Here is a 24,931-nt window from a genome sequence, read left to right as displayed (position 1 = left end):
GAACTGATTGTAAACAATATAGAGTTCGGTTCATCTCCTAATTGATTCGCACAGGAAGCTTTCTGGCGACAGTGTCTAAAAAGCCGCAAAACTTCTTGATTTCATTTAGGGAAATCGCCGCCTTTTTGCTTTTGAACATCTTCAGATCCTTTTTCAGATCCTTTTTCAGATCCTTTTTCAGATCCTCTATTGCTACAAGGAGAGTGCCGATGAAGAGTTTTACTTCTATCTCAAATCGGAGAGGCTTCACGCTCATTGAGCTTCTCGTCGTGATCGCAATTATTGCAGTACTGATTGCACTGTTGTTGCCGGCGGTTCAACAGGCACGTGAAGCTGCCAGAAGATCCCAGTGCAAAAACAATCTGAAGCAGATTGGTCTGGGACTGCACAACTACCATGACGTTTTCAATAAGTTCCCAATTGGCGCTCGCTACAATAACTTTTACGCGGGAACGAATTGGAGATTTTCACTGCTGCCTTATCTCGAGCAGGCCGCACTCTTCAACCTGCAGGCGGAATCGGGAGACAATCTTCTTGTCATTGGCGGAAGTCCCTCCGATTTTAATGCATCAACGATGAAGCTGATGGGAAAATCCATTCCCGTTTACGCTTGTCCATCAAGTTCACTGGACCCGATGTATGCCCGTGGACAGGATGAGGACCCGAATCTCGAATCGCTGCATCGCAGTTGGGGGGCTGTCACCCAACTCGTTCAATACGCAGGGATCATGGGGGCCAATCCAGACCCAGCCGGTAGAACGAACATGGTTTACGCTGCGGGTTCCGGACACTTCCCAACAAACAACGGATCGATGATTGCAGGCACCAGCAAAGCAATGCGGGACATGACAGACGGCTCTTCCAACTCGATCATGATTGCTGAGCAATCCGGCAACTCCAACATCGATCGCTCTACGAGAATGACTTCGAACTACCACGCCAGCTTCGCAGGAATGAATGCTCCAGGCACACTGGAGACATGGCGCAGCCAGGCGGAGTCTGGAGCTCACATTTACGGATGCGGAGTCACCGCAGTTATGACCACTCCCAATCCGAAATCAATGGGAGCGGAAGGGAATACTGGCTGGAAGTTCAACACACCGCTCACATCGTTTCACACGGGTGGAGTTCACTCGCTCGTTGGTGATGGATCCGTCAGGTTTGTCGGCGACAACATCGACCGACTGACTCTGCAACGCCTTTGCACAATCAGCGACGGCAACGTCGTTGGTGAGTGGTAATCAGGTCAGGACTTCCAACACAGTCGACACTGAACGATGGCGTACTGCCAACGTTCACTCGGAACATTCTGATTCACTGAATCATCCTTGAACTCACTCGTTATCCAACTGAGACGACATCATGCTGCAGCGATTCTTGCATCAGTTTTCAACTTTCGCCTTTTTGATAATTCCAGTCGCACTGGCAACGTCAGGCTGCGGGAAATCGGATGGGCGCAAAGACCTGGAGATCCATGGGGCGGTCACGTTCAATGACTCTCCACTGGAACAAGGTAGTATCCACTTTGTCTCGGCAACTTCAGGGGAATCTGCATACACGAACTTGAACAGCGACGGAACTTACGTGCTGAACTTCAAAAACGCCAAGGCGGGCGAGAAGTATCTCGTCAAGGTCCTACCGGACGCGATTGTCGCGATGAGCGCAGCCGATGCTGGAAATATAAAACCAAGCAAGATCAAGATTCCGCAGAAGTATCAGTCTGCTGACTCCAGCGGCCTTGAGGTCCTCATTGGGGACGATTCCAAAGTCAAATTTGACGTCGCGATTAAGAAGTAATCTCGTCAATCCCGCCCGTTCGGGATTTCCCTCAGGCATGTAGGAAGCACTGACATCGGCAACCCCGGTGACAGTGCTTTTCTTATGCGCCGATTTCGCAAACCGCTTCACCGAGTTTGACTGTGCCGCTCTTGAGATTTCTCGTTAAATCTCCTACGGTTTTTGAAGCTGAACTCTCCGGACCGACAAATCCACCCTAAGAAACTTCCAGCGAGTTGCCATGAACCGACTACTTCCGGGAATGATTTCACTCACCGTCGCAACTGCCTTTACCGCATTGTTCGGTCCGCTTTTTTCCACAACGCTTGTCGCTGAAGCCCCACCGCAAGAGCAGACAAAGGTAGCCCAACTCGCAGCCGACGTGCCGCTGGAAGTCGTTTACATTCCGCCCGGTCACTTCCTGATGGGGAGTACCGACGAGGAAAAAATCTGGGCAGTCAGTCAAGATGGGGGAGCGCTGTTCTCATCCGGAAACGGGGTACGAGAAAACTACGAAGGTTCTCCGCGTCCGATGCAGGTCAAGGATGGTTTCTGGATGGGCAGAACCGCAGTGACCGTCGGGCAGTTCCGAACATTCGTGGAAGCGACAAACTATGTCAGTGACGCAGAACAGCCTGAAGGAGTGACCAATGTCTTCGATCAGGACTGGAAACCAAACATTACCCATTCGGGAAGCCTTCCAAATCCGTGGATCGTTCGCAATGACAAGAGTTGGCGCGATCCGAATTATGCAACCCCGCAACTCGACAGCTTCCCGGTTGTCTGTGTCAGCTACAACGACATGAACGCATTCTGCAAGTGGCTCACGGAAACAGAAAAAGCGAACGGGCGCCTCCCTGAAGGTCTCGTTTATCGACTTCCAACGGAAGCAGAATGGGAGTACGCCTGCCGAGGAGGCAGCAAGGAAAGCCATTACTATTGGTGGGGAAGCAATCTGGATGATGCAAAAGGTCGGCTGAACATTTCCGGTCTCGATCTCCTTCCCGGAAAGGATTATGCCTGGCCCGGAGCCAAGCTCCCTTGGCAGGATGGTTACGCGATGGTCTCCCCTGTCGATCACTACGGGGCGCGGGGCCGGAACGGGTTCGGACTGGCAGACATGTGCGGAGGAGTCTGGGAATTCGTCATCGATCACTTCGACCCCACCGGTGGACACGAAGAAGTTCACTACGAAGACGCTGCCACGAAAAGCGTTTCTCACCCCGTCTGCCGCGGTGGCAATTATTATGATGTCCCAGGAAACGCTCGTATCGCCGTTCGCCTCGGCATCCATTCCCCGACCTACTCTGATTCTCGCGATGGATTCCGAGTTTGCCTGGGCCTACCCAAATAGTGCCGATTCACAACACTCGCCGGCACTCGGCATTCTCTGCCTCAACTAATTCACCCCACGATAACGTTGCATTCTGAGTTCGCGATCCCGCCCGAAACGCGATTGCGGACTCAGAAAAATGTCACTTCAACCGGCAAAATCGTCGAAAATCGAGTCTCAAGACCGACTAACACATCAAACTGCCATCATGCAAAAGTCCCTACGACGCTGAGAGTCCGGCCGTTCCACTTCCGGAGACACCCTGACTGCTCTAGAATCTCATGCTTTCCCACGCATCGGCACGCTCGGAAGCTCATGAACTCGCAGTCCATCCAGATTTTTGAATTCCCAAACGGCCTCACCCTCTTGGTCGAGGAAATGCGGCACGTCCAGTCCGCGTCGTTTTCGATGATGGTCCCCTCAGGAGCCATCTACGAACCAGCGGGCAAAAATGGGACTGCGGCCGCTTTATGCGACATGATGACACGCGGATCCGGCACCCGTGATAGCCGCCAGATGTCCAGTGCACTCGACAATCTCGGGGTGCAACGAAATGAGAACGTCGGTTGGAACTTTGTTTCCTTCTCGGGAGCGACCTTGGCAGTCAATCTGCTTCCGGTAATCCCGCTTTATGCAGATATCATCCGCCGCCCCCTTCTGCCGGAATCCCAGTTCCCTGCAGTGATGAGTGGAATTGAGCAAAGCCTGCTTGCCGAAGAAGACGAACCGCAGCGACGGGCACTCGTCGAACTCCGAAAACACTGCTACGACTCCCCTTGGAATCGTCCAAATGACGGTTCGCTGGAGGAACTCGAACAGATCACACTGAGCGGCGTTCAAGACTTCTATCAGACCTCCGTTCGACCTAACGGTACGCTGATCGGAGTGGCAGGCAACGTCGATGCTCTCGAAGTTCGCGATGCCATTGAGAGAGCGTTCGGAGACTGGGAGGCCAAACCGGAACAAAGCATCATACGAACTTCCGGATCACACAAAAACCTCCACATCCCACACGAATCTGCACAAACACACATCGCATTAGCCTATCAGGCCGTGCCTTACGGCGACCCGGATTACTATGCAGCGTGGGCTGCAGTCGGAATCCTCAGCGGCGGGAGCAGCTCACGGCTGTTTACCGAAGTGCGGGAAAAACGAGGGCTCTGCTATTCCGTTTACGCGACACTCAGCACATTGCTGACAGAAGGCCGTGTTTTAGCCTACGCTGGAACAACGACCGAGCGAGCTCAGGAGACGCTCGATGTCATGCTGGGAGAACTCCTTCGACTTCCAGAGGGGATTGATGAAGCTGAACTGACTCGCTGCAAGGCTCGGGCAAAAAGCGCGATGATCATGCAGCAGGAATCGACGAGTGCACGGGCAAGCGCCATTGCGCGGGACTGGTTCCATTTGAAGAGAGTCAACACACTGGAAGATGTTCACAATGCTGTCGACGGACTCACCGTCGAACAAATTCTCGACTTCGCGTGTCGATATCCCGCACGGGATTTCACCTTTCTGACGATCGGTGAGAAGCCATTGAATTTCCCCGGATCGTGATGTCGAAAGGCACCCCCTTCGTCCTCACTCCGAACCTTTTTATTGATTTGTTTTCATTATGAAGCCCGATCGTTTCGAACAAGCTCGTATCGACAAGTTAGAGAAGATTGTAGAACTCGGACACGACCCGTTTGGTCAGCTGTTCGAGAATCATGTCCCCATTCGAACAGCGCGCTCGCGGGCACCTTCCGAGAACGGAGTTCTTGGAGAATCGACTCGAGTCGCAGGACGAATCATGCTTCGCCGTAAGGCTGGCAAGTTGCGATTCCTGGACATCGAAGATTCCTCGGGCAAGATCCAGTTGCTGTTCTCACGTGGGGATCTTACCGAAGCACAATGGGAGTTGATGAGTCAACTCGACCTGGGAGACCTCATCGGTATCGATGGTTCTCTCAAGCGTACCGACACGGGCGAAGTCTCCGTCGCAGTTTCGGAACTCACGATCCTTTGTAAGTCGTTGACTCAGCCACCTGAAAAGCACCACGGGCTCACCGACGTTGAAACCCTGTTGCGACACCGCGAACTCGACCTGATCTACACGGACGGAGTTCGGGACAAGCTATTACTTCGCAGTAAGATTTTGAACTCCATTCGAACAACTCTGGCGAAGCGAAACTTCGTTGAGGTCGAAACTCCGGTTCTGCACGCCATCGCAGGGGGAGCGGCCGCACGGCCGTTTACAACGCACCACAACGCATTGGACATCCCTCTCTTTCTGCGAATTGCGCTGGAACTGCACCTGAAGCGACTGATGGTCGGTGGAATCGAACGGGTCTACGAGATTGGACGAGTTTTCCGGAACGAGGGGGTCGATGCGACTCACAACCCGGAATTCACCATGATCGAGCTGTACCAGGCATACGGCAATTACGAAACGATGATGGATGTCTCAGAAGCCATCATTACCGATGCCGCCCGCCTGGTTCTTCGAGAAAAGGCGATCCTCAGTGGAATCTCAGAAGAAAATTACGAGGAGCCAGAACGTCTGGTCCTCCCGTGGGGAGAACTCCAGATCGACTTCACGTCCCCTTGGCCACGTCGCAAGTACGGCGATCTTTTCAAGGAGAATGCTGGTTGCGAGATGCATGATGCCCCTGCAGTTGCAGCCAAGGCTCGCGAACTCGCCAAGACTGGCAAAATCAAAGGGGACTTCATCAAACTGATGGATGCCGGTCAGGCACATCCTGACGTCATCATCAGTGAAGTCTTCGAAGCCTGTGTGGAAGATGCTTTGGTCGGACCGGTTTTCGTGATCGACTACCCTGCTTCACTTTGTCCTTTGACAAAGCGAAAGCAAGGAAACGCCGAGATTGCAGAGCGGTTTGAGTTATTCGTTCATGGAATGGAGTTGGCGAATGCCTACACCGAATTGAACGACCCCAAACTTCAGGAAGACCTCTTCATGACTCAATTGAGCGGTCTCTCCGAAGAAGATTCCATGGCAAAAATGGATCGCGATTTCGTCTCCGCACTGAAAGTCGGGATGCCGCCAGCCGGTGGATTAGGAATCGGAATCGACCGATTGGTGATGCTTTTGACGGACAGCCGCAAAATCGGCGACGTCATTTACTTCCCTCTCCTTCGCCCGGAAACCATTGCTACCAAGGGAGATAAGAAGACCGAGAAGGAATAGCCGGATTTCAGAGACAGACTTGGAGAAAAATCCATTTTGCTCTAAGTCTGTCTCCCATTTAACAATTCGGCAAATCTTGCCGATTCCCTCGTTGACTCACTAAATACTCGCTTCTATTATGTCAAGTGAGAAAAGAGAGGTTCTGCCGACTCTCGGGGAACTTAGGATTAAAAAACGACCACTTCCGTTTTCTCTTCTCGACGGGATGTCAAATCGATCCGAGGTATCAAAATGTTGGTCCTCTCGCGCAAGAAGAACGAGAGCATTGTAATCGACGACCAGATTGTCGTTACGGTCATCGAAATCCGTGGGGACAAGGTCCGCCTGGGTATCGAAGCGCCGCGGGACGTCGCGATTCACCGCAGTGAAGTTTACGATGCCTTGGCCCGAGCGGCAGCTGCAGAGCGTGCTGCTATCCAATCGGAACCAGCATTGCGGGGAGACGCTCCGCCGGCGGAATAGTTGTCCCGGTATAGTGATCTGACGATGCACTGTCGGATTTTGCAGTGCGCTGTTGTCTGCATGAAATTCTCTGCCTTTGCTCATTTTCTCAATGAGTTTCTTTGGCATCGACGCTGCTTGAGCGTAGAAAAATTAAACGTCGGTCGATAGGATCACTCATCCTTTATCGAATAAATTCGATATTTTGAGGTGAGAGTGGCCTGCGCACTGATACGTGGCTCACTCCCGTTGACGTCGGTTGCTGTTACTCGGCACTGATCCCGACTTTGTTTTTCTGCCCCGAAAACATCCTGGAGAGCCGCTCATGAAGAATGACTCGCAGCCAATCGCGCCGAACGCGCATCGTTTACTCTATGCCGGATTTATGGCCATTCTTGCCGCCGGTGTCGGCTTCTCAGTTCGAGGTGGTATCCTCGGACAATGGGCCAAAGAGTTTGGTTTTACGATGACGGAATTGGGCGGAATCACCGGGGGTGGCCTCGTCGGATTCGGATTGGTGATCATTCTCACATCGCTGTTCGCCGACAAAATCGGCTATGGCAAAATCATGGTGACGGCGTTTGTATTGCATTTCATTTCGGCTGTTCTCACTCTGAGCGCCACCTACGCATTCCAAGCTGCTGGCAAAGACGCAGCATATTACTGTCTCGTCGCGGCCATGCTGATTTTCTCAATCGGGAATGGACTGTGTGAAGCGGTTGTGAACCCGTTGACTGCAACGCTTTTCCCGAAAGCCCAAACTCATTACCTGAATATCCTTCACGCGGGCTGGCCTGCTGGTCTCGTTCTCGGTGGACTCGCGTCCTACTTCATGTCCGGACAGATTGGAACGAACGGGGAAATCATCAAGGAGGCGGTGAGCTGGAAGATCCAAATGTCACTCTTCCTGATTCCCGTGATCATCTATGGAGTGATGCTTCTCGGTCAGAAATTCCCGAAATCAGAAGCAGCCGAAGCAGGTCTCGATGTCGGCCAGATGATCAAAAGCTTGGCCGCTCCGCTCTTCCTGTTCCTGATCGTGATCCATGCGATGGTTGGATACGTCGAACTCGGAACAGACTCCTGGATCTCAAAGATCACAGGCTCAATCATGGGAAGCCCAGCAAGCGGACTGGCACTGTTTGTTTACACCTCGATGTTGATGTTCGTGCTACGATTTGTTGCAGGTCCAATCGTTCACCGTATTTCGCCGTTGGGCCTTCTGCTGGTCAGTGCTTTACTCGGTTTTGCTGGGCTTCAGCTACTCGGAAATGCAGCCACAGTCACAGCCTGCGTCATTGCAGCGACTGTCTACGCGTGTGGAAAAACATTCCTATGGCCAACAATGCTGGCTGTCGCGTCTGAGCGGTACCCTAAAGGGGGCGCGGTTGGTATCGGACTTCTGGGAGGCGTTGGAATGTTGTCAGCAGGTCTCCTTGGCGGACCTGCAATCGGCTTCCAGCAGGACCACTACGCGTCGACTGAACTTCGCTCGAAGTCCGAAACAACATTCGAACGGTACCGTGCAGAGAACCAAAGTTCATTCATGGGAATGAAGACGACCGGCCTCGACGGTGCGAAAGTCGCGGCACTGGATGACGACGGCAAAGAAATCAAACGTGTGACTGAACTACTCAAAGCTGAAAATCGCACCGATGCGAATCATGAAAAACTCGCAGAATGGTGGACGAATGCTTCAACCACAGTGGACGCCGACAAACCGCTGGTGAAAGAAGCGGGCGTGGTCGGTGGAAAGCAGGCTCTTCTAAGTACTTCGATGGTCCCAGCGATTATGGCTGGTTGCTATCTGATCCTATTAATCGGATTCCGCCTGGCTGGTGGATACAAGGTGGTTCGAATCGAAGAATCCCCTGAAGCTCTCGGAACGGCAGAATCGTAAGACAGCCAGCATGAACTCTGTCGATTTTTCATTCGACATTTCATGACGCTGACCAATTTTATAAAACGACCTTCGGGGAAATTTCATTCTCCGAGGGTCGTTTTGTTTTGATCAATGAAAAAGCATCCATGAGCACCGCCGTTGAACTGACTTCCTACGTTGATGAATCCGCTGTCGATCTGGTCATGCAGATGCTCCCGATCTCCGGAAAAAGTGGTGAGGAAGGGGCAATCGCGAACGTTATCGTCAAGGAACTTCAATCCGCCGGCGTCGCAGAGTCGCTCATTCAATTTGACACAGCCAACAAGAAGAGCCCCATCGGCGGGGAAGTTGGCAATCTGATCGTCAAACTTCCGGGAACGAAAAAAGGGCCTCGCAAGCTGTTAATGGCACACATCGACACGGTGCCGCTCTGCGTTGGCTGCGAACCTGTCCGTGAGGGGAATCTGATTCGTTCCAAGAACCCGAAGACTGCACTCGGTGGTGACGACCGCTCCGGGGCAGCCACGATCCTCAATACGCTCAAGTTGATCCACAAGCACAAACTCCCCCATCCCCCACTGACGTTCCTGTGGGCTGTCCAGGAAGAGATCGGTCTTGTTGGTGCTCGTCACGTCAACATCAGCAAACTTGGCAAGCCGAAGTACGGATTCAACTGGGATGGTGGCCCTGCTGAACTCACCACGATTGGAGCGACAGGCGATGACGGAATCGTGATCGAGATCACCGGGCTGGCCAGCCACGCGGGTGCCCATCCCGAACTCGGAGTCAGCGCGATTGCCATCGCAGCCAATGCAATTTCATCACTCGTGGCAGATGGCTGGTTTGGTCAGGTCACGAAGGGAAAGAAATCCGGCACCAGTAACATCGGCGTGATCAAAGGTGGAGACGCGACCAACGTTGTCACTGACCATGTTCTCCTGAAGGCAGAAGCTCGCAGTCATGATTCCGCATTCCGTGCCAAGATCGTTGACGCCTATCGAAAAGCGTTCTTGAAGGCTGCCAGGGAGTTGAAGAACAGCGAAGGGAAACGCGGGAGCGTCCAGTTCGAAGCGATGCACAAATACGAATCGTTCCGTATCCCGGAAGACTCCGAAGTGGTCCAAACCGCCAAAGCTGCGATTGAACAGATTGGTTTGGAACCGAAAACCAGGATCAGTAACGGCGGACTCGATGCCAACTGGATGTTCGCACACGGACTGCCGACGGTCACCCTTGGTTGCGGTCAATCAGGAATTCATACGGTTAACGAAGTGCTCGACATCGACGCTTACCTGAATGCGTGCCGAATCGCGTTGCTCATTGCAACAAGCTGATGCGAGCCGCTCCATTTGCGTCATCGACTTCTCTATCTCCAAATCGTGGCACGGTCTCCATGAACCTTCAGAACCCCCTCTCCACTCCCAGCGATGAACTTCGAATCTGGCGATTCAACCAGACAACATGGAGTATGGGGGATGTCACCCGAATCATGGGGATCGTGAATGTCACTCCGGATAGTTTTTCGGATGGCGGAAGCTGGAATGAAACAACCGCTGCAGTGGACCATGCATTGAAGCTCGCCGAAGCAGGAGCAGATGTTCTCGATATTGGCGGGGAGTCGACCCGTCCCGGTTCCGACTTCATTAGTGTAGACGAAGAGTTGTCGCGAGTTGTTCCAGTCATAGAGCAACTCGCAGGCAGGACCGAGGTTCCCATCTCGATCGACACGACGAAAGCAGCAGTCGCCAAGGCCGCATTGGAAGCTGGTGCAGCGATCGTCAACGACATCTCCGGTCTCACATTTGATGCCGAGATGCCGAAGGTTTGTGCGGAGAGCAATTGCGGAGTCATCCTGATGCACACTCAGGGGACCCCGAAAACGATGCAGCTGAACCCTCAGTACGACGAGGTCGTGACTGAAGTTCGGGATTGGTTGAGGACACGTTGCGAGACCCTGGCAGAACGCGGAATTTCCCCAGAACGAATGATGGTTGACCCCGGAATTGGCTTCGGAAAGACGGCGCAGCACAATCTGGAGTTGCTGACCCACGTCGCTGAATTCCGAAGGTTCGGACGTCCGGTTTTAATTGGTCATTCACGCAAGGGCTTTCTGAAATCGCTCCTAAACCGGCCGGTTGATGAACGCCTTGCGGGAACAATCGGAGTGTCGATTGCCTTGGCTCAACAGCGGGCCGATCTCATTCGTGTCCATGATGTGGCTGCTGTTCGCGATGCGATTCAAGCGTGGCGAAGCCTCCAACGTGGGACAGCCTGAAGGAGAAGAAGTACTCGGAAGCGTTTTTCCACCAAATCGATCTCTCACGGCGATTAATTTGGCCTCTTGAAGAACCAGAATCGTTCATCTGAGATCACTTCAGTCTGCGTCAGCACTTGAAACGGAGCTAAGATGAAGGACACGCCCAAGCTGCCTAAATTTTTTCACATTCTACCACTGATCCCCTTCCTGGCGGCCGGAGTGTGCCTCATTTGGTTTTCGTGGTCGGTACCACTCAGCAATGGGCTACTTCGCAACGAAGATTTCATCTTTCGAATCATGTCCACTTGTGTTGGGAGCTTCTTCATCTTCCTATCGCTTGCGATTGCAGTTCACGCGGCAGGATTTTCGAATAAATTTTCTGACATCCTTCGCCAGAAAAGCACTCCCGAGAGCCAAAGAGAATTGAACTACCGTTGTGCCCATTGCTCAGGCAATCTCGACAAGGATGCAGAAGTCTCTCCATTGGGCGACGTAAAATGCACCTTCTGCGGCAAATGGTTTAACATTCACCAGCCCCGACACATGAGCTGATCTTTCAGTGGGCAGACTTCATTCGAGTCCATGATGTCGCTGCTGTACGGAATGCGATTCACGCTTGGCGAAGCCTTAAAAGACCATCGAATCAAAGAAGAAGACGTATCCGCAAGCGTGTGAATTCAAGCGTTTCTCAACCAATAAGCTAAGCTCATGGGAATCGTTTGCATTGCCGCCTGTCAGGATTCACTCAGAGAAATATCCAGACGTCCGTACCAGAAATCGAGATGAATCTGCGATGAGACAATCACCTAAACTGCACCTACTGACTGTTATCCCGTTTATCGTGGCAGTTCTGGGACTGAGTACCACTCTCATTGTATTTATTTGGTCGGGGGTGTTCGGTCCCGTTCACGTGTTCTTTAAAATCGTGGGGACTTGGATTGGGATTTGTGCCATCAGCGTCACAGTGGGAATGATCGCGAATTCAATGCGGATTGTCAGTCAGTCGCCAGCTTCTTCACAGCCTGCCATGCCCCACGGGGGGCAATCACAATCTCCCCGCTACCATTGCGAACACTGCTCGGCAAAACTCGACAAAGAGTCCACTGTGTCACCACTGGGCGATATTCAATGCACCTACTGCGGAAAATGGTTCAACATTCATCGGCCCCACGCTCACAGCTGACCTTCTGGTGATGGGGCCATTGGAGGACTCACGGAAACTATGGTGATGGGACGACTGTTGAAGACTTATCCGCAAGGCTCACATACAGCTTGACGAGTAGTGAGACTGCAATCACAAAAACGCCGAGCAACCAGAGTTCCGCGGGGAGATAGAGAAAGCCGATCACCCCAATCACCACTCCGAGGAAGCAGAACGCATTCGCGAACTTCCACCACGTTGGATTTCTGAACAGGTATCTCAATAGGCAGATGCCGACGATCAAGGCCACTGCCCCCCATACTGCTCCGTATGCGAAAGTGATCGCTTGTTTGGGGCGCACCGAGAGAATCAATTCTGGATTGCCTCCCGGCTTACTAAACGTCAGTTCCTGACCAGTAACAGGAAGGGACAATGCGACTGAAAGTCCTTGCGACGACGTCGGTAGGGCGACAGTCGTTCTTGCACCGCGTTCCCCTGGGGACGAATCGCTCACAGGAGTATTGGATGGCCCCTCATTCATCGCACCATCTCGCCCAGGAATTCCATATCCCCCCATGCCGCCTCCCATGCCGCCACCCAAGCTCATGGCGCCCATCCCCCCCATGGCTCCGGCCATATCCCCGCTCAAAGGCATGCCGTCGCTACCGTTCCAGTTTTGCTGGTTCGATTGCTGCTGCATCTCTTTCTGAGCAGAATCTTGGTTGGGGTAAGCGAGCTGGTCCGAATACTCTTCCCGAAGACTCTTAGTTTCAATCCCGAGGTATTGTTGAGATTGGATTTGTGACTTGAGGCGGCTTCTGGATTCACTTTCTTCTTGGGATTTCTTTCCAATTCCCGACTGTCGACGTGCATCCCCGGATTGATAAAAGTTCAATGTCGGTTCATCTCGCCCTGAACCTAGCTGCCCTTGCTGCAAGGTGTTCGCCTGCATCAGTATTCCATTGTTGATTTCAATGAACGCTCGATTCCCTTGTTGAAAGGACTTAGTAACGGACTGATGGGTATTCGCTTCATTCAGTTTTCTTTCGTTATCGACTTCAATTGACTCGAGTTCCTTTCGAGCGTCGCTGAGCTTCTTCCCGTAAAGACTCCCGTTGAAGTAATTATGCTCTGCGGCCTCCTCATAGCTCGCCGATCCAAATGAGCTATACGAATCCAACTTTTCCTGCAGTTCAACCAGGTTCAACTGAACCTGCTGTCGACGTGTCCATGTGGTGCGTTGATCAACGACGATCCGCTTCATTTCTGCGATATCGCTGACGAGTCGATTCAGACTTTGGTCGACAATCAGCGAAGTCCCTTCTCCACGGTGAAATGTGACATTCGTCATTCCCTTGCGCTCGACAGGATAGGCGTCGAGTTCATCTGGCACATGCACCGACCAGATGGTTTGCGCGACAGTGAGCCCATACTCTGGAGACTCTGCTGTCGTCACGACTCGTGGAACGGGAATGGAGAGTTTTCTTCCCAACAGATTCCGTGGCCTTGGGAGCCATTCGTCCAGCTGACCTGCAATCTGAATTTTCACATCAAATGAAAGATCCGCAGCGCTCGTCTGAGGGAGTGCAATCAGGTGAATCGTCTCCGCCCCCAGCGTTGTCACTACTGCTCGAGCAGGCTGTTCCCGCACAAACACGGACAGCAGTTCCGATCCACTTGGAATTTGGATCGCCATGAACTGACGGCCACGATTCCGGACACCATAAATCGCCTGCGTGCGCCAACTGCCGTCCATCTGCAAGACTGTTGTTAACGAACAGGACGGAATAATTGCCTGAGCACCAACCGCTTGTTCCATTTGCTGGATTGTCCAGGCAGGAACTTTGTCATCGCGAACCCGAACGATTTGCATTGCCTGCTGCACAAGTTGTGGAGACATCGCTAATGACAATTGTTCTGGAGTGACCGATTCAATTTGCGAGACGTCTACAGGACTCAATTGCTGTTGGGAGAGATTCACCAACACGGCGAATTGCCGCTGTGTCCCGAGTACGGTCGACACCCCGACTTCGCTCAATGTTTCGAATTCGATCCGTGGAGTTCGAACCGTCAAATCCGTTGGTGAGGCGATCGTCGCGGCTGCTGTGATCAGATATTGATCTCGGACCGCATCAATCAACGAGATTGTCCAGCGGGTACGTCCACCATCGATTGCCTCAGACTGAATTTGCCTGATTCCAGGACCAGTAAACTCCAGATTTCCCAACCAGCTGGGGACGTTGAAAATGAATTGATCGGCAGCTGCATTAGAAATTTTCCATTGCAGCGTCAGACCATAATCGACTGTGAAATCGCCCACAGCCATCAGCACCCCGGCATCCGCAACGAATTCCGGAGCATTTCGGTTGAGCTGAAACTCCAAAGGTGTCGTTCCCTCATTCGACTGAAATGCGAATTGAGGAGGAAGTGGGCGTAGCTGACGAATCGTCTCCGGCAATTGTGTCTGATTCACCGATCGCCAATTCCCCGCTTGTCGCAAGGATGGCTGATAAAGCTCATCAACCCAGACACCAACACTTCGGGCAAACCGATTGGCCCCCAATGGTCGAGGGAGATCGACGGTGAACGAAGGATCCTGAGGATTTTTGATGAGGTGTCCTTCCAGACCAATCTCGATTGTCCCCAACTGAGGCTGATTCAGTTCAATCACAAGGCGAGATTTTCCACTCGACTTGATGACGTACCAATCGATGGCATTAGGACAGACGACATCCATCGTCAAATAGCCTTCGGGAATTTCGAATTGCAACAACCGCTGCGGAGCGACGGTCAGGTTCAGCAGGATCCGGCTGGCGATTGTGGTCTTCCTTCTCCCGATATTGACTCCGTGTTCAATCGTGGCCTGAAGTTCTGCGTCTCGTCGAGTCACGTCAAACCGCAATGCGATCGGCTGAGCATTGAACTTGAACGCCAGCTGCGGATTTTGAGAGAACTTCTGCACGCCCCCTTCCTTCAGGGAATCTAGCTGAATGACGTCGATTTGTTGGAGGTTCTGCGATTCGGCCAACCGCAGTCGCAATGAATCTGCAGCTGCAACGGCGACCTGCCCCGACTCATATTCCGCCTGGAGCAATGTCGCGAATCGCAGATCCATTGCTCCCCCTTCAGGAGGAAGCAGATGACTTTGATAGCACTCCAGATTGACCGTCAATGTTGTCCCGGCGGAGACTACAGCGGTGTTCAGATTAATCTTGAGATAGCGTTCTCCGTCCGCTGTTTCGATCACCCAGTTATCGATGTTATCCCCGGAAATCTCACGAATTCCGAGTCCATCAGGGATTTTGAATCTGGGGGAGAATTCGCCAGATGAACGAAGTTTGAGTGTCACCCGATAAAACTGGCGAATCCCTGCATCTTCAATCAGCGTCTCGATATTCGTTACTGACTGGAATTTTGCAGATTTGTCGGGAGCGTCGTTTTGATCTGCCCATGCAAGGTTGATCACAGAAAGACCATTACGCAACACAAGGTCGCTATCGACAGGGAAACTGAACTGTAGCTTGCCGTCTTCAATCTTCTTCTGAACTCCAATCTGCCCCGATGCGACCGTCAGAGTGAAGTCTGGTCGGTCAAATGGGAACTCGATCACGCAGCGACCGATGATCCCCGGAATTGTCACGAACTCGCAAAGATCCTGTTGAACCTTCACATTTCCTTTGAGCATCGCTTTCGCGTCGACGATGTGAATCCCTGCAGTCGGAATCACGACACCAGTCGACTGATCATCCAGCGATTTCAGAAGTGCGGGCTCGCCATCGACGAGCACTTCCTGCAGCCGATTCGTCTGCAGTGGAAACCGAACCGTTTGAGGTCGACTCGTAAAATTCATCACAACAAACCGGGATGTAGCAGCGAGATTGTGCAAATCTCCCTGTGGCTCAAAAGTAAGATTGTGATCAGCATCAACAATGACACAAGCCACGGCAGGGTCGGCAGGAGTCTGATCTTCAGGGTGTGCAGCCTCCCAAAGCTGTTTGTAGAGTGCAGCCGGCACATAAACGCGATTGGCGTCTGGTATCTGATCAATCGATTCATACGGAATGACGACAAATGGAACCGATGCGGGCGGGACCACATCTTGTGCCATGACGCCGGATGCCCCGCTCACCATGGCTAAACCGGCAATCCAGAGTCGGGCCCCAAGGAATCCACGCGCGATTCGGCCGGAGTCCACTCGAAGATTGGAGCAGCACTGCACGCAGCTAAACAGTCCCCAAATGAGCAGGGAGAGCAATCCACCGATAATGAATCCCTGAAGTACAATCGCAACACCAAGGTTGACGATGCCGAGGAGTGAGACCGGCAGTACAACAAAGAAGAACAGGAACAGCGACTTCACTCTCCACGATGTCCTTCTTATCCACCATCCAAGTAGCACGCTCCCCGAAATGATCAAGAAGAACAGCATTTCGCATGTCGTCCGATTCGCGTAGGCGACTTGCAGGTCGACAGGTTGTCCACCGGCAGAATTGCCGTAGTACTGAAACTCCTTCGACTTCGTATTCAGAGGGACTTCCAGATCCAGATTCATCGAAAGTAGACCTCCGGTTGAGAACCGGTTTCGAGCGAGTTGATCAACCCCTGACTTGTCGGCTGGAGCCACGAAACCAGAACCCGGGGCCAAATCAGATTGTGAAACCGAAGGACCATCATCAGGAGAAGGAGGACCACTGGGCGAATTTCGTTCAAACGTGATCGGATTGCGCGAATATGGTACTGCGGAAATGTCAGCATCCGATTGCTCGGACCGTATCGCAGAGCCCATCGAATCCGTCCCATCTGAATCCGTCCCATCTGTGGGTTGAGCTGCTGGCACCGGGGAAGAGGCTGCAGGCTTTTCAACCATCGGGAACCCCGGCTGAGGCTGATCTTTCCGCTCAAATAAAGAGACGTCGGAATTCTTGCTCTGATCAATTTCAAATGGCGTCGCCGGAATTGGACGCGATAGAGACATCCTCGGATTCTGAATGCGAGAGACGATCCAAACGGCTGGAGCAACAATCATAATGACGATCGCAACAAAAGCCGTCCCCATCAAGATGACTCGAGAACGTCGTCGGAAGGCGACGGCCCCCCAAATCAAGAGCGCACCAATTAGCAATCCAATTCCGGAGCTGATTCGACTGAGACGAGGAGCAAATTGAAGATGACTGAGAGTCTGCAGCCATGTCTGATCCCAAGCTCCTGTTCGGGGAGAGAATCGCCCTGCACTGTGAATGAGGATCGTGTCGTCGGGGTAATGCAGCGTCCACTGATGCCCCATCACTGGGAGCGGCTGGGTTTTTCCATCGCCCGAAATACACAGTAACAGCGGGGGAACAGCCCGAATTTCTCCGCGTTCCTGCAGCGGAAGACCATCGACGGAGTAAATGACAGTCAGTTCGTGTTGCTGTTGCGGGTTGAGGCCAGCGAGAGGGATTTGCACGCGATTCCCCATTTTGCGGGCTTCAATCGTCTGCTGATCCAGTTTTGTTGACCAGAGAACCGCCGCTTCTGGCAGTTCAATCAGCAGACTTTGCATTCCAAATGCAGTAAACGAGTATGTTGCGTGGGTCTGAAACTCCCCACCGGCGCCGAGCACGCTTTTGATCATCGCTGTCTGAGCAATCGCGCCGGGAATCGCTTCTCTCGCAAATTGAGTGGTTGAGAGTGTGACGTTCCAGTCTGGACGAGGCGACTGAAATCCAGCAACGACTCGTTCTCGTGGCTGATATCTTCCTTTCGGAAAATCGACCGGATCGACCGGAACGAGAGCCTGCCCCGTTTGAGATTGAGCAACAATCGAGACTTGCTCATCGGTTGGCCCTTCAATCGCCAGGAAGCCAATCTGGGCATTCGCTTGCGGGAACAGAATCTTAACCGGGCTGAACGTCGCCTCGCTCCCGCGGTTCAGCTCGACCTGAGTCGTCAGTAGATACTCTCCTTGAAGATGTCGGTCGAATTTCAGAACCCAGGACCTCATCCCATTCGCGACCTCACCGGGGAGCTGTTCAACGATCTGAGCTGCTTCGGTCCCTGCGGAACCGACACTTAAGAGGAAGCGGGTGGACAACGGAGCTGATTCACTCAATTGCAGCGTGAGTTCTCGAAGTCCTCCACCGGTCAGATTCAGCGTCGATTCCAAACGTGTGAAGACTGATTCCCGATCAACACGAAAGAAGATCAATGAGCGAGTCGTGAATAGCGTCTGCTTTCTGGAGATCTGCAACTGCCCCTGATATTCCGTATTCTGGTAATTGAACCCTTGCCGTAAGGTCTGCCCGCTTTCCTGCAGTTTCAATTGGAGTGCGTTTAACTCATTCTGACTTGCAGGATGGAGCCCAACCAAATTCTGCGGAACGACATCCAGTTCCGCAGGCGAGGCGACGACCAGTTGCCCTTCCACCATGTCCGTAATGGGCATGCGAATCACCGGGATTCCAACGGTGATCGGGGTCGCTTCGACCGGCCAACCAGTTGGCAGATTCTGGAGAGTTAACATGAGAGTGGTCGACTGTCCGGGCGTAAGTGTCGGATCAAGTTTCAATCGGATCTCATTCTGCCCCGCATCCGATGGGATGACCTCCCAAAGAATCGGCGACCCATCTCGCAGCGCAGAGGTCATTTGAAAATCTGCAGGGACCACAACTCTTGCTTCGAACAAAGGAATTTGCTGAGTCTGCAAACTCACGATTGTCGAGAGACGTAATCCTTCAGTTTCGATCGACAGTAAATTCGTAATCGCTGCCTGCACCCGCTGATCCTTCAGGGAGGTCGTGAACTGGAGATCAAAATCCTGTTGCCACACTTCGAAAAAGAGATGCTCCGGACCAAATTCCACAGCACGTTCGACAAGCTGCGGCGTGGGGATCGCTGGACGCACGCCGGTTTCGACCTGTGTCTGAATACGAACCGCTGGAGAGTGTCCCACGCTGACGATGCCAACATGTGAAGTCACCTCGGCAATCACCAGATCAGCAACACGCCACGGTTCCCCGGGATTGTTGGAGGTCACTCCCTTGAACTGGATTTCGCGGTCACCCTTGAAGCCCAGATTGAAATGGAGTGTCAACTTGAAGTGCTCTGGCTTTTCCGGGTCATCAGCGAGCTCCCAGGAATCCAGTCCCGGAGAGTCGACGTGTGTGATCTCGAGCGAATGAGGAATCCAGCAGACGAGCCGGTCGATCTGCTGACCGTAAACCTGAAGCAACGTCCGTGCTGTCCAACTGATTTCACCCGGTTCCACGCGGAGTCCATAAGCAGTACTGGCGAACGTCAGACTATCGGTGGTGGAGAGCTTTTCACTGGTTGTGACGAGCAATTCCATCTCTTTCCATTTTCCGACTGCAAGCTGATAGGTGGCAGGGAGATTATTCTCGGCCGGCCGCTTCAACTCCCGTTGATTCACGATGAGAGATCGCTGAGCTGGAATTGTTACTTCAAAGCTGGAAGCCGCAGCCTGGATCAATGAAACAGATCGAACCTGCGAATTCCCCTTGCTCATCATATTGGTCGACATCTCCAGCCGGACGACGTGCTTTCCGGGGGTTGCGAAAAATACGCGTAAGTCTTTCAGGCCTTCTCCGGTTCGTGTGACGATCGCCTGTTCATCTCCAATACGAGCTGACGAAATCTGCCATTTTCCGACCTGCAGATCACATGTCTGATGCGGAACGAGCGTCCGAATTTCCACCTCAACGACAGCATTCAGCACATCTCCATCAAGGTTGCATTGATAGTGAGCTTTGCTGGTCACTGAGGGGAGAGGAGGCACACCGGGATCACTCTGGGTACTCTTCGCTTTCTCGAGTAGCTCGTTGAATTCCGCCAGGGGCATGACAGCCCCGGGACGATCTTGCTCGAAAATCACTCCCAATTCTCGAGACGGGACGAAGAGATGTTGGAGGTTCTCTAAATCCAATGGGACCGCTGCGGCAGGAGGCACCGAAGTCGCAGGTTCCCCGTCCGCAAGTGCAGAAACAGCGGACCAGTTCAGGATGGCTGCAAGAATCAGAGTAAAAATGCGAGTTGGCATGAGCGGGCCTCTGAGCATCCCAGTTCTGGTCACATGCTGTCGATCAAAAAGGTGCATGCGATTCCGTGTAGCTGCCGGTGTTCCCGTTTGAGGAACAACCGTAATCTCTTCAAAGTGCATTCATCTCGACGCGTCCAAACCGATTCCTGAAACAGAATCAAGATGTCGCATCGCCGGATTTGGGCTTGAACGAATCAAACACTCCCGGAGGAGGAATCACAGCATAAGGAATACTCGTCGACGTGTATGACGACGGGGGATTCTTCCGCTGCGGTGCTCGCGCTCCCAACAAACCTCGCAAGCCCCACAAAAGCAGCATGAAAACGAGTCCGATACGCGATGCGGAATAAATCTGTGAGAGTCCCTGAGGATCTTTCACTCCATAGAGTGCTGCCGCGAACGCCAGTAGCAATACGAAGCCCAATTTATTTTCCCACGACGTTCCGATAAGGATCATCGCAATGATCACCAGTGCGCTGCTGATCAGAATTGTCATCCAGAGCTTGTTCCAGACTCGTACTGAGATCTGACTGCTCTCGCCGAGAGTCGAATAAACGAATGGGAATCGCCCTTCTGTTGGAAGAGTTCCCTGAACTCCCGAGTTCGGGCAGCCTTCGGAGATCCATTGTTCAAGTGCTGAGACCTGATGGTCTGCAAGTTGCCCTCGAAGCACGGACAACAGTCGTTTTTTCTTCTGGAGCAGAAACGGAACCGGATCACCCACCAAAGAAAACTCCTTTGGCATCCAAATTACGACACGGAGATCCTGAACGACCCCTTGTTTCCCTCCTGAAATCACAGGGAGCGGTAACTCAAGTTGCCCCTCTTCAAGTAACGAAGCAGAGGCCCCCTGCAACTTCCACAGAAACTGAAACGAGAGTTGGAACGCAGTTTCAGAAGACTCCGGCCTCGCAACATTCACCCAGAACGGTGCCAGCCCGGAATGGAGCCCTTCTGGCAACGAGACATCGGCTTTCTCAAGACGAACTTCACGGTCGTTCAGGAACGCACCGAGAACTTCAAGCTCGCTGGGAAGCCCCACAAGCAACCGCTGCCGTTCACTGGATTTGACACAGAAACGACTACGATAGGTCGCGGACCGGTCTTCACTGGTGACAATTTCAACCAATCCCCGCGAGACGACTGTCGCGACAACATCCTGCAACTCAAAGCTGCTGAGTTTGACTGTCAATCCGATGGGGTTCTCGTCGCTGTCCTTGAAGTAACGGAAAGCGATGGTGCCGTCTTGGGGCACCAACTTCAATTCACGGACATCAATCTGCTCAATGCCATTTCCGGATGAAACGGCACTCATTGCGAGACTCTTGTCCTTCTTGACAGAAATTTCGCTCTGAACGCTGACAAGTGGAGTTGTGATTTCACCCGCTTCGTTCACTCCCTCCAGAGGACGCACCATCGAGAGTGCAACTTCTCGCTCTTTATTTGCTGAATCATTCCCAGGAAGGTCGTAGTTCACCTGAAACCGTTGGAGTCCCACGACTTCACGTTGCGTTTGAATCGTCCATACGACTCGGCCGTTCACCGCAGGAGCCGCGGTCTTCTGCTTGATCGGGGCTGACTGGTGATCATCCGAGATGAGTTCGATTTGCAAGAGATTTGAAACGGCTTCGGGCACGTCAATTCGAAATTCACTCAACGGCGAGTACTCGACATTGAAACCGATGATTGTCGAGACATGCACGATCTCCGGATCGATCTGAATGGAAGCTCCGGACGTCGCGGTCAATCGGGTCGGCTTGCGTGTCGCTCGAATTGGAATCACGACAGGGCGGCGAGTAAAGCTCCAGGCAGAGACGACAGGGAGATCATTGCGTGTGAGAGTCACACCTAATGGAATGGGCTGAGCAGCCTCAATCCCGGATTGAACAGCCTGAACTTCCATCGAACTTTTGGCAAGGACGAAAACCTGTCCCAATTCCCGCTCTACCCCTAACGGTTCAATCAGCGGTAATGGCGAATCCGCATCACCGGTCGCTTTCGTCGACACGTGTCCTTTGATGGCGAGGTCCACATCCCCGAGAGCTCTCTCCCGCAAAGTGACTCGGAGTGTCGTTTTCGCTGCATCGAGAATGAACTCCTTCAGCGCAGGGCTTTCTACGGAATCGATCACTGCTCCAGCAGGAACTTTCAACAGCAATTCGAAGACGCCAGCCTGAGCAATCGAGTACCTGAAGTGATTTGTAAAGCTCAGTTCATCTTCCTGAACGGCGACATCGATCAGCGACGTCACTGTAATTCGCGGCTGGACGGGTTTGGCAGTCAGCTTTAACAGCACATCTTGTGAGTAAAACTTGAAGAGAAATGCATTCGTGCCGGCCAGCTTCGGATCGGCTTCGCTCGGTTCAATTCTCACGAGCCCTTTTTGCTCATCGACATTCACCGAGAGATCGCCAGCATGACGGACGGCGATCTGCCCGCTTTCGCGGACGGCGTCCATCGCGTGAATCCCGAGCGCAACTTTGTCAGCGCTCATTCCGATCACGGAAAAGTCTGATTCGCCCAGAGGCCGTTCGGTTCTGACGATGATTGTCGGAGGAGTTTTTGTCGCAGCAGGCAGGGTCACAGTCACGATCTGGTTTTCACCAGAGTCCTGTGTCGCCCAGGCTCCCAGATTGCCCGAGTCCGCAAAGACGTCCAGCAAACGCAAGTTTCTGGGCAGTACGATCCGAACCTCTTTGATTTCACCACGGAGAACGTCGTATGTCAGCCAAGTTTCTGTATGAACCAATCCGTCGGCAATGGTGACGAGTGTTCGTTGATTCACACTTGTCAGCAATTCCATCGTCGGCATCTTGGTGTCAACAACACGCCAGTTGACTGTCAATTCTCGCCCGTTTTGCAAACTGACATATTTCGTCGTGACGTCGTCGGTGGCTTCTTCGTCAACCGGAAGCTCAAACTGATTGCGATTGAAAGTGATGTCCAGGTTCTTTCCTGGGACCGTCACCTTGGCAGTCGTCAACGCGACGGGGGGCGTTTCGAATTTCAACTCTCGCGTTTCAGGAGATTGGTGAACCGGGACATCTAACTCGAAGCTGAACTCATAATTGCCTGCTTCGGGGAAATGAAGAATGATACTTCCATCGTCGATTCCCTGAACGAGCACGTCTTGGTCACTACTGAATTTGCCGACGGTCGGATCACCAAATCGAATGGGGAGCTGTGACCACCCTTTCCCGAGCGTTCGTGCGGTCATGTTCACGGCAACACGAGCAACACCCTCTTCAACGCGAATGACATAGTCAGCAGAGGTCAGCACTGCGACTGGAGTTTCATCTCCAGAATGAGCTTTCTTCCAGAAGTCGAGTAGCTGGCGATATTCCGAATAGGGAAGAATCACATCGCTCTGCGGTGATTTCAGCGTCTTGCCGAGTTCATCAAATGGAACAAGGATCAAGCCGCGATGACGCATCGGCTCAACTTTGTCATCGCCGGCGGAGGAATGAGCCCCCTCCTCTGCGTCAACCGGCACGATAGCTTCATCGACTGCATTGCTATCGTCTGGTTGCTCCTGCTCCGAAATCACTTCAGGAGTCGGTGCCACCGGAGGCTGCATCGAGAAACTTTGACTCGTTTCTAAAAACAGCGTCCCAAGCAGGAAAAGCACCACAACCAGCCACTTCTGATTCAACATGGGAATTCCCCTCACCAACTCTTCCTGCACAACCGGCGTAGCCCTCAAACTGGTGAGCATACCGCGAAGCTGAACACTTTGGGAATGAAGCAACTCGCGGAAATAGACGCACCACCGCTCAGTACCGTTTCACTTTTTTTCTTTTTTTATTTCTGGCCTGAATTGGGATGGTGAAGTTGATCGTTCTTCAGCGTGAAACAGGGGCATTCGATTCAATCGCTTGAGGTCGGGACAGCAACCCAATCGCCCACGCAACACCTGAGTATCACTCAAGATACTAAGAGCAGCGCTGAACAAGTTCACCTACCTTTGCCACAGAAAAGACACTGAATCAAAACACTGCACCCCTTTACCAGCAGCATTCTCGGAGGCCGGACACAACTGCATCAAAACACCACGTCAAATTGTAAACCAGACCCACTCCAGTGCATCACATGTACGAAAATCACCCATTTCATTGACAACTTTCGCTGAAATTTGCTAGAAAACTTGGTGGATCGACTCAAGTTTTTTCAGCAACGCACTCGGAAGACAATTGACGAAACTCATGTGCTGCAAATTTAAACACTTAGTCTCAACATGCTGCAGCCAAACGCCGATAGACTTCACTTAGATCTCAAGCAGTATTTTCGCTCAACAATACATGTTTTACCTGAGGTCAATAACAGTGAAACCACCGCGAGGTAAAGATGTGCCAGGATGCTAAATCTTCTGATCTCTCACGCTCTCGATTTCGCATCGCAGATCTTCCCGCGATGCTCCTCATCCATCGCCCAGTTCGATGTCGCTTGTGCAACGACAGAATTTTTTCGCTTCAACTCACAAAAACTGTGCACCTCATCCCTCACCTCTGGATGCACTATGCGATTGTCGCTGCGATCGCGTGCGGTGTTGTTGGATACGTGAAATACTTGGACAATTCCTTCCCCGCGACCTTCAAATCGTTTGTTGACGGCGGTTCGGAAAAGCCTGATCAGGCTTCTTTAAAGCAAAGCCTTTAATCACGGGTCTGGTTGGTGGCGAACACTTGAGCTGCCACCAGAACGTGGTGTCCGATAGACACCCGACTGCTGACTGAGTGTGAAAGGACGAGGCACCGAGATTGTTATTGATGGGCTGAGGCGAGAGATCAGCGACGAACTTCACCAACTAACCCGACTGTCCTGCTCTGACGAGAGTTCACACGGAAGTCGGATCGTCTTTTTCGCCCCTCGGCCGCTG

12 protein-coding genes are annotated in these 24,931 nt (G+C 52.5%); 10 read left to right on the top strand and 2 right to left on the bottom strand.

Annotated features, from left to right (window positions below; all coding sequences use genetic code 11):
• Positions 1-209: 209 nt before the first annotated feature.
• The 10 genes from SH668x_RS07885 (at position 210) to SH668x_RS07840 (ending at position 12,062) form a co-directional block, all read left to right on the top strand.
• On the top strand, positions 210-1,241 hold the full coding sequence (locus SH668x_RS07885; RefSeq protein WP_437188147.1) for a DUF1559 family PulG-like putative transporter: 1,032 nt from the start codon (positions 210-212) through the stop codon (positions 1,239-1,241).
• A 121-nt stretch (positions 1,242-1,362) separates the two neighbouring features.
• Positions 1,363-1,797 carry a hypothetical protein gene (locus tag SH668x_RS07880; protein ID WP_437188146.1) on the top strand — a complete coding sequence of 145 codons (435 nt, stop codon included), beginning with the start codon at positions 1,363-1,365 and terminating at the stop codon, positions 1,795-1,797.
• Positions 1,798-2,017: 220 nt separating this feature from the next.
• Entirely contained in the window at positions 2,018-3,130 is a 1,113-nt protein-coding gene (locus SH668x_RS07875) for a formylglycine-generating enzyme family protein (protein ID WP_437188145.1), read from the top strand.
• A gap of 294 nt (positions 3,131-3,424) precedes the next feature.
• Complete coding sequence (locus SH668x_RS07870) at positions 3,425-4,666, top strand: M16 family metallopeptidase (protein WP_437188144.1); 1,242 nt, start codon at positions 3,425-3,427, stop codon at positions 4,664-4,666.
• A 58-nt stretch (positions 4,667-4,724) separates the two neighbouring features.
• Entirely contained in the window at positions 4,725-6,299 is a 1,575-nt protein-coding gene (gene lysS / locus SH668x_RS07865; RefSeq protein ID WP_437188143.1) for a lysine--tRNA ligase, read from the top strand.
• A 231-nt stretch (positions 6,300-6,530) separates the two neighbouring features.
• Positions 6,531-6,761 carry a carbon storage regulator CsrA gene (gene csrA / locus SH668x_RS07860; RefSeq protein WP_437188142.1) on the top strand — a complete coding sequence of 77 codons (231 nt, stop codon included), beginning with the start codon at positions 6,531-6,533 and terminating at the stop codon, positions 6,759-6,761.
• A gap of 304 nt (positions 6,762-7,065) precedes the next feature.
• Positions 7,066-8,640, top strand: coding sequence for an MFS transporter (locus SH668x_RS07855; protein ID WP_437188141.1), 1,575 nt, complete (start codon positions 7,066-7,068; stop codon positions 8,638-8,640).
• Between the two features lie 128 nt (positions 8,641-8,768).
• Positions 8,769-9,956, top strand: a complete 1,188-nt coding sequence (locus SH668x_RS07850) for a M20/M25/M40 family metallo-hydrolase (protein WP_437188140.1) — start codon at positions 8,769-8,771, stop codon at positions 9,954-9,956.
• A gap of 59 nt (positions 9,957-10,015) precedes the next feature.
• Positions 10,016-10,897 (top strand): dihydropteroate synthase, encoded by an 882-nt coding sequence (gene folP, locus SH668x_RS07845; protein WP_437188139.1) that lies wholly within the window; start codon positions 10,016-10,018, stop codon positions 10,895-10,897.
• Positions 10,898-11,672: 775 nt separating this feature from the next.
• Positions 11,673-12,062, top strand: coding sequence for a hypothetical protein (locus SH668x_RS07840; protein WP_437188138.1), 390 nt, complete (start codon positions 11,673-11,675; stop codon positions 12,060-12,062).
• Between the two features lie 37 nt (positions 12,063-12,099).
• Here SH668x_RS07840 and SH668x_RS07835 read toward each other — a convergent pair whose 3' ends face one another.
• Both SH668x_RS07835 and SH668x_RS07830 read right to left on the bottom strand, forming a co-directional pair.
• Positions 12,100-20,055 (bottom strand): hypothetical protein, encoded by a 7,956-nt coding sequence (locus SH668x_RS07835; protein ID WP_437188137.1) that lies wholly within the window; start codon positions 20,053-20,055, stop codon positions 12,100-12,102.
• 157 nt (positions 20,056-20,212) lie between these two features.
• Positions 20,213-23,710 carry a hypothetical protein gene (locus SH668x_RS07830; protein WP_437188136.1) on the bottom strand — a complete coding sequence of 1,166 codons (3,498 nt, stop codon included), beginning with the start codon at positions 23,708-23,710 and terminating at the stop codon, positions 20,213-20,215.
• Positions 23,711-24,931: the final 1,221 nt, after the last annotated feature.

The sequence above is a fragment of the Planctomicrobium mucosum genome (assembly GCF_051466335.1).
Lineage (GTDB): Bacteria > Planctomycetota > Planctomycetia > Planctomycetales > Planctomycetaceae > Planctomicrobium.
Note: the sequence above shows the minus strand (reverse complement) of the source record. Positions and strands in the feature narration are given on the sequence as shown.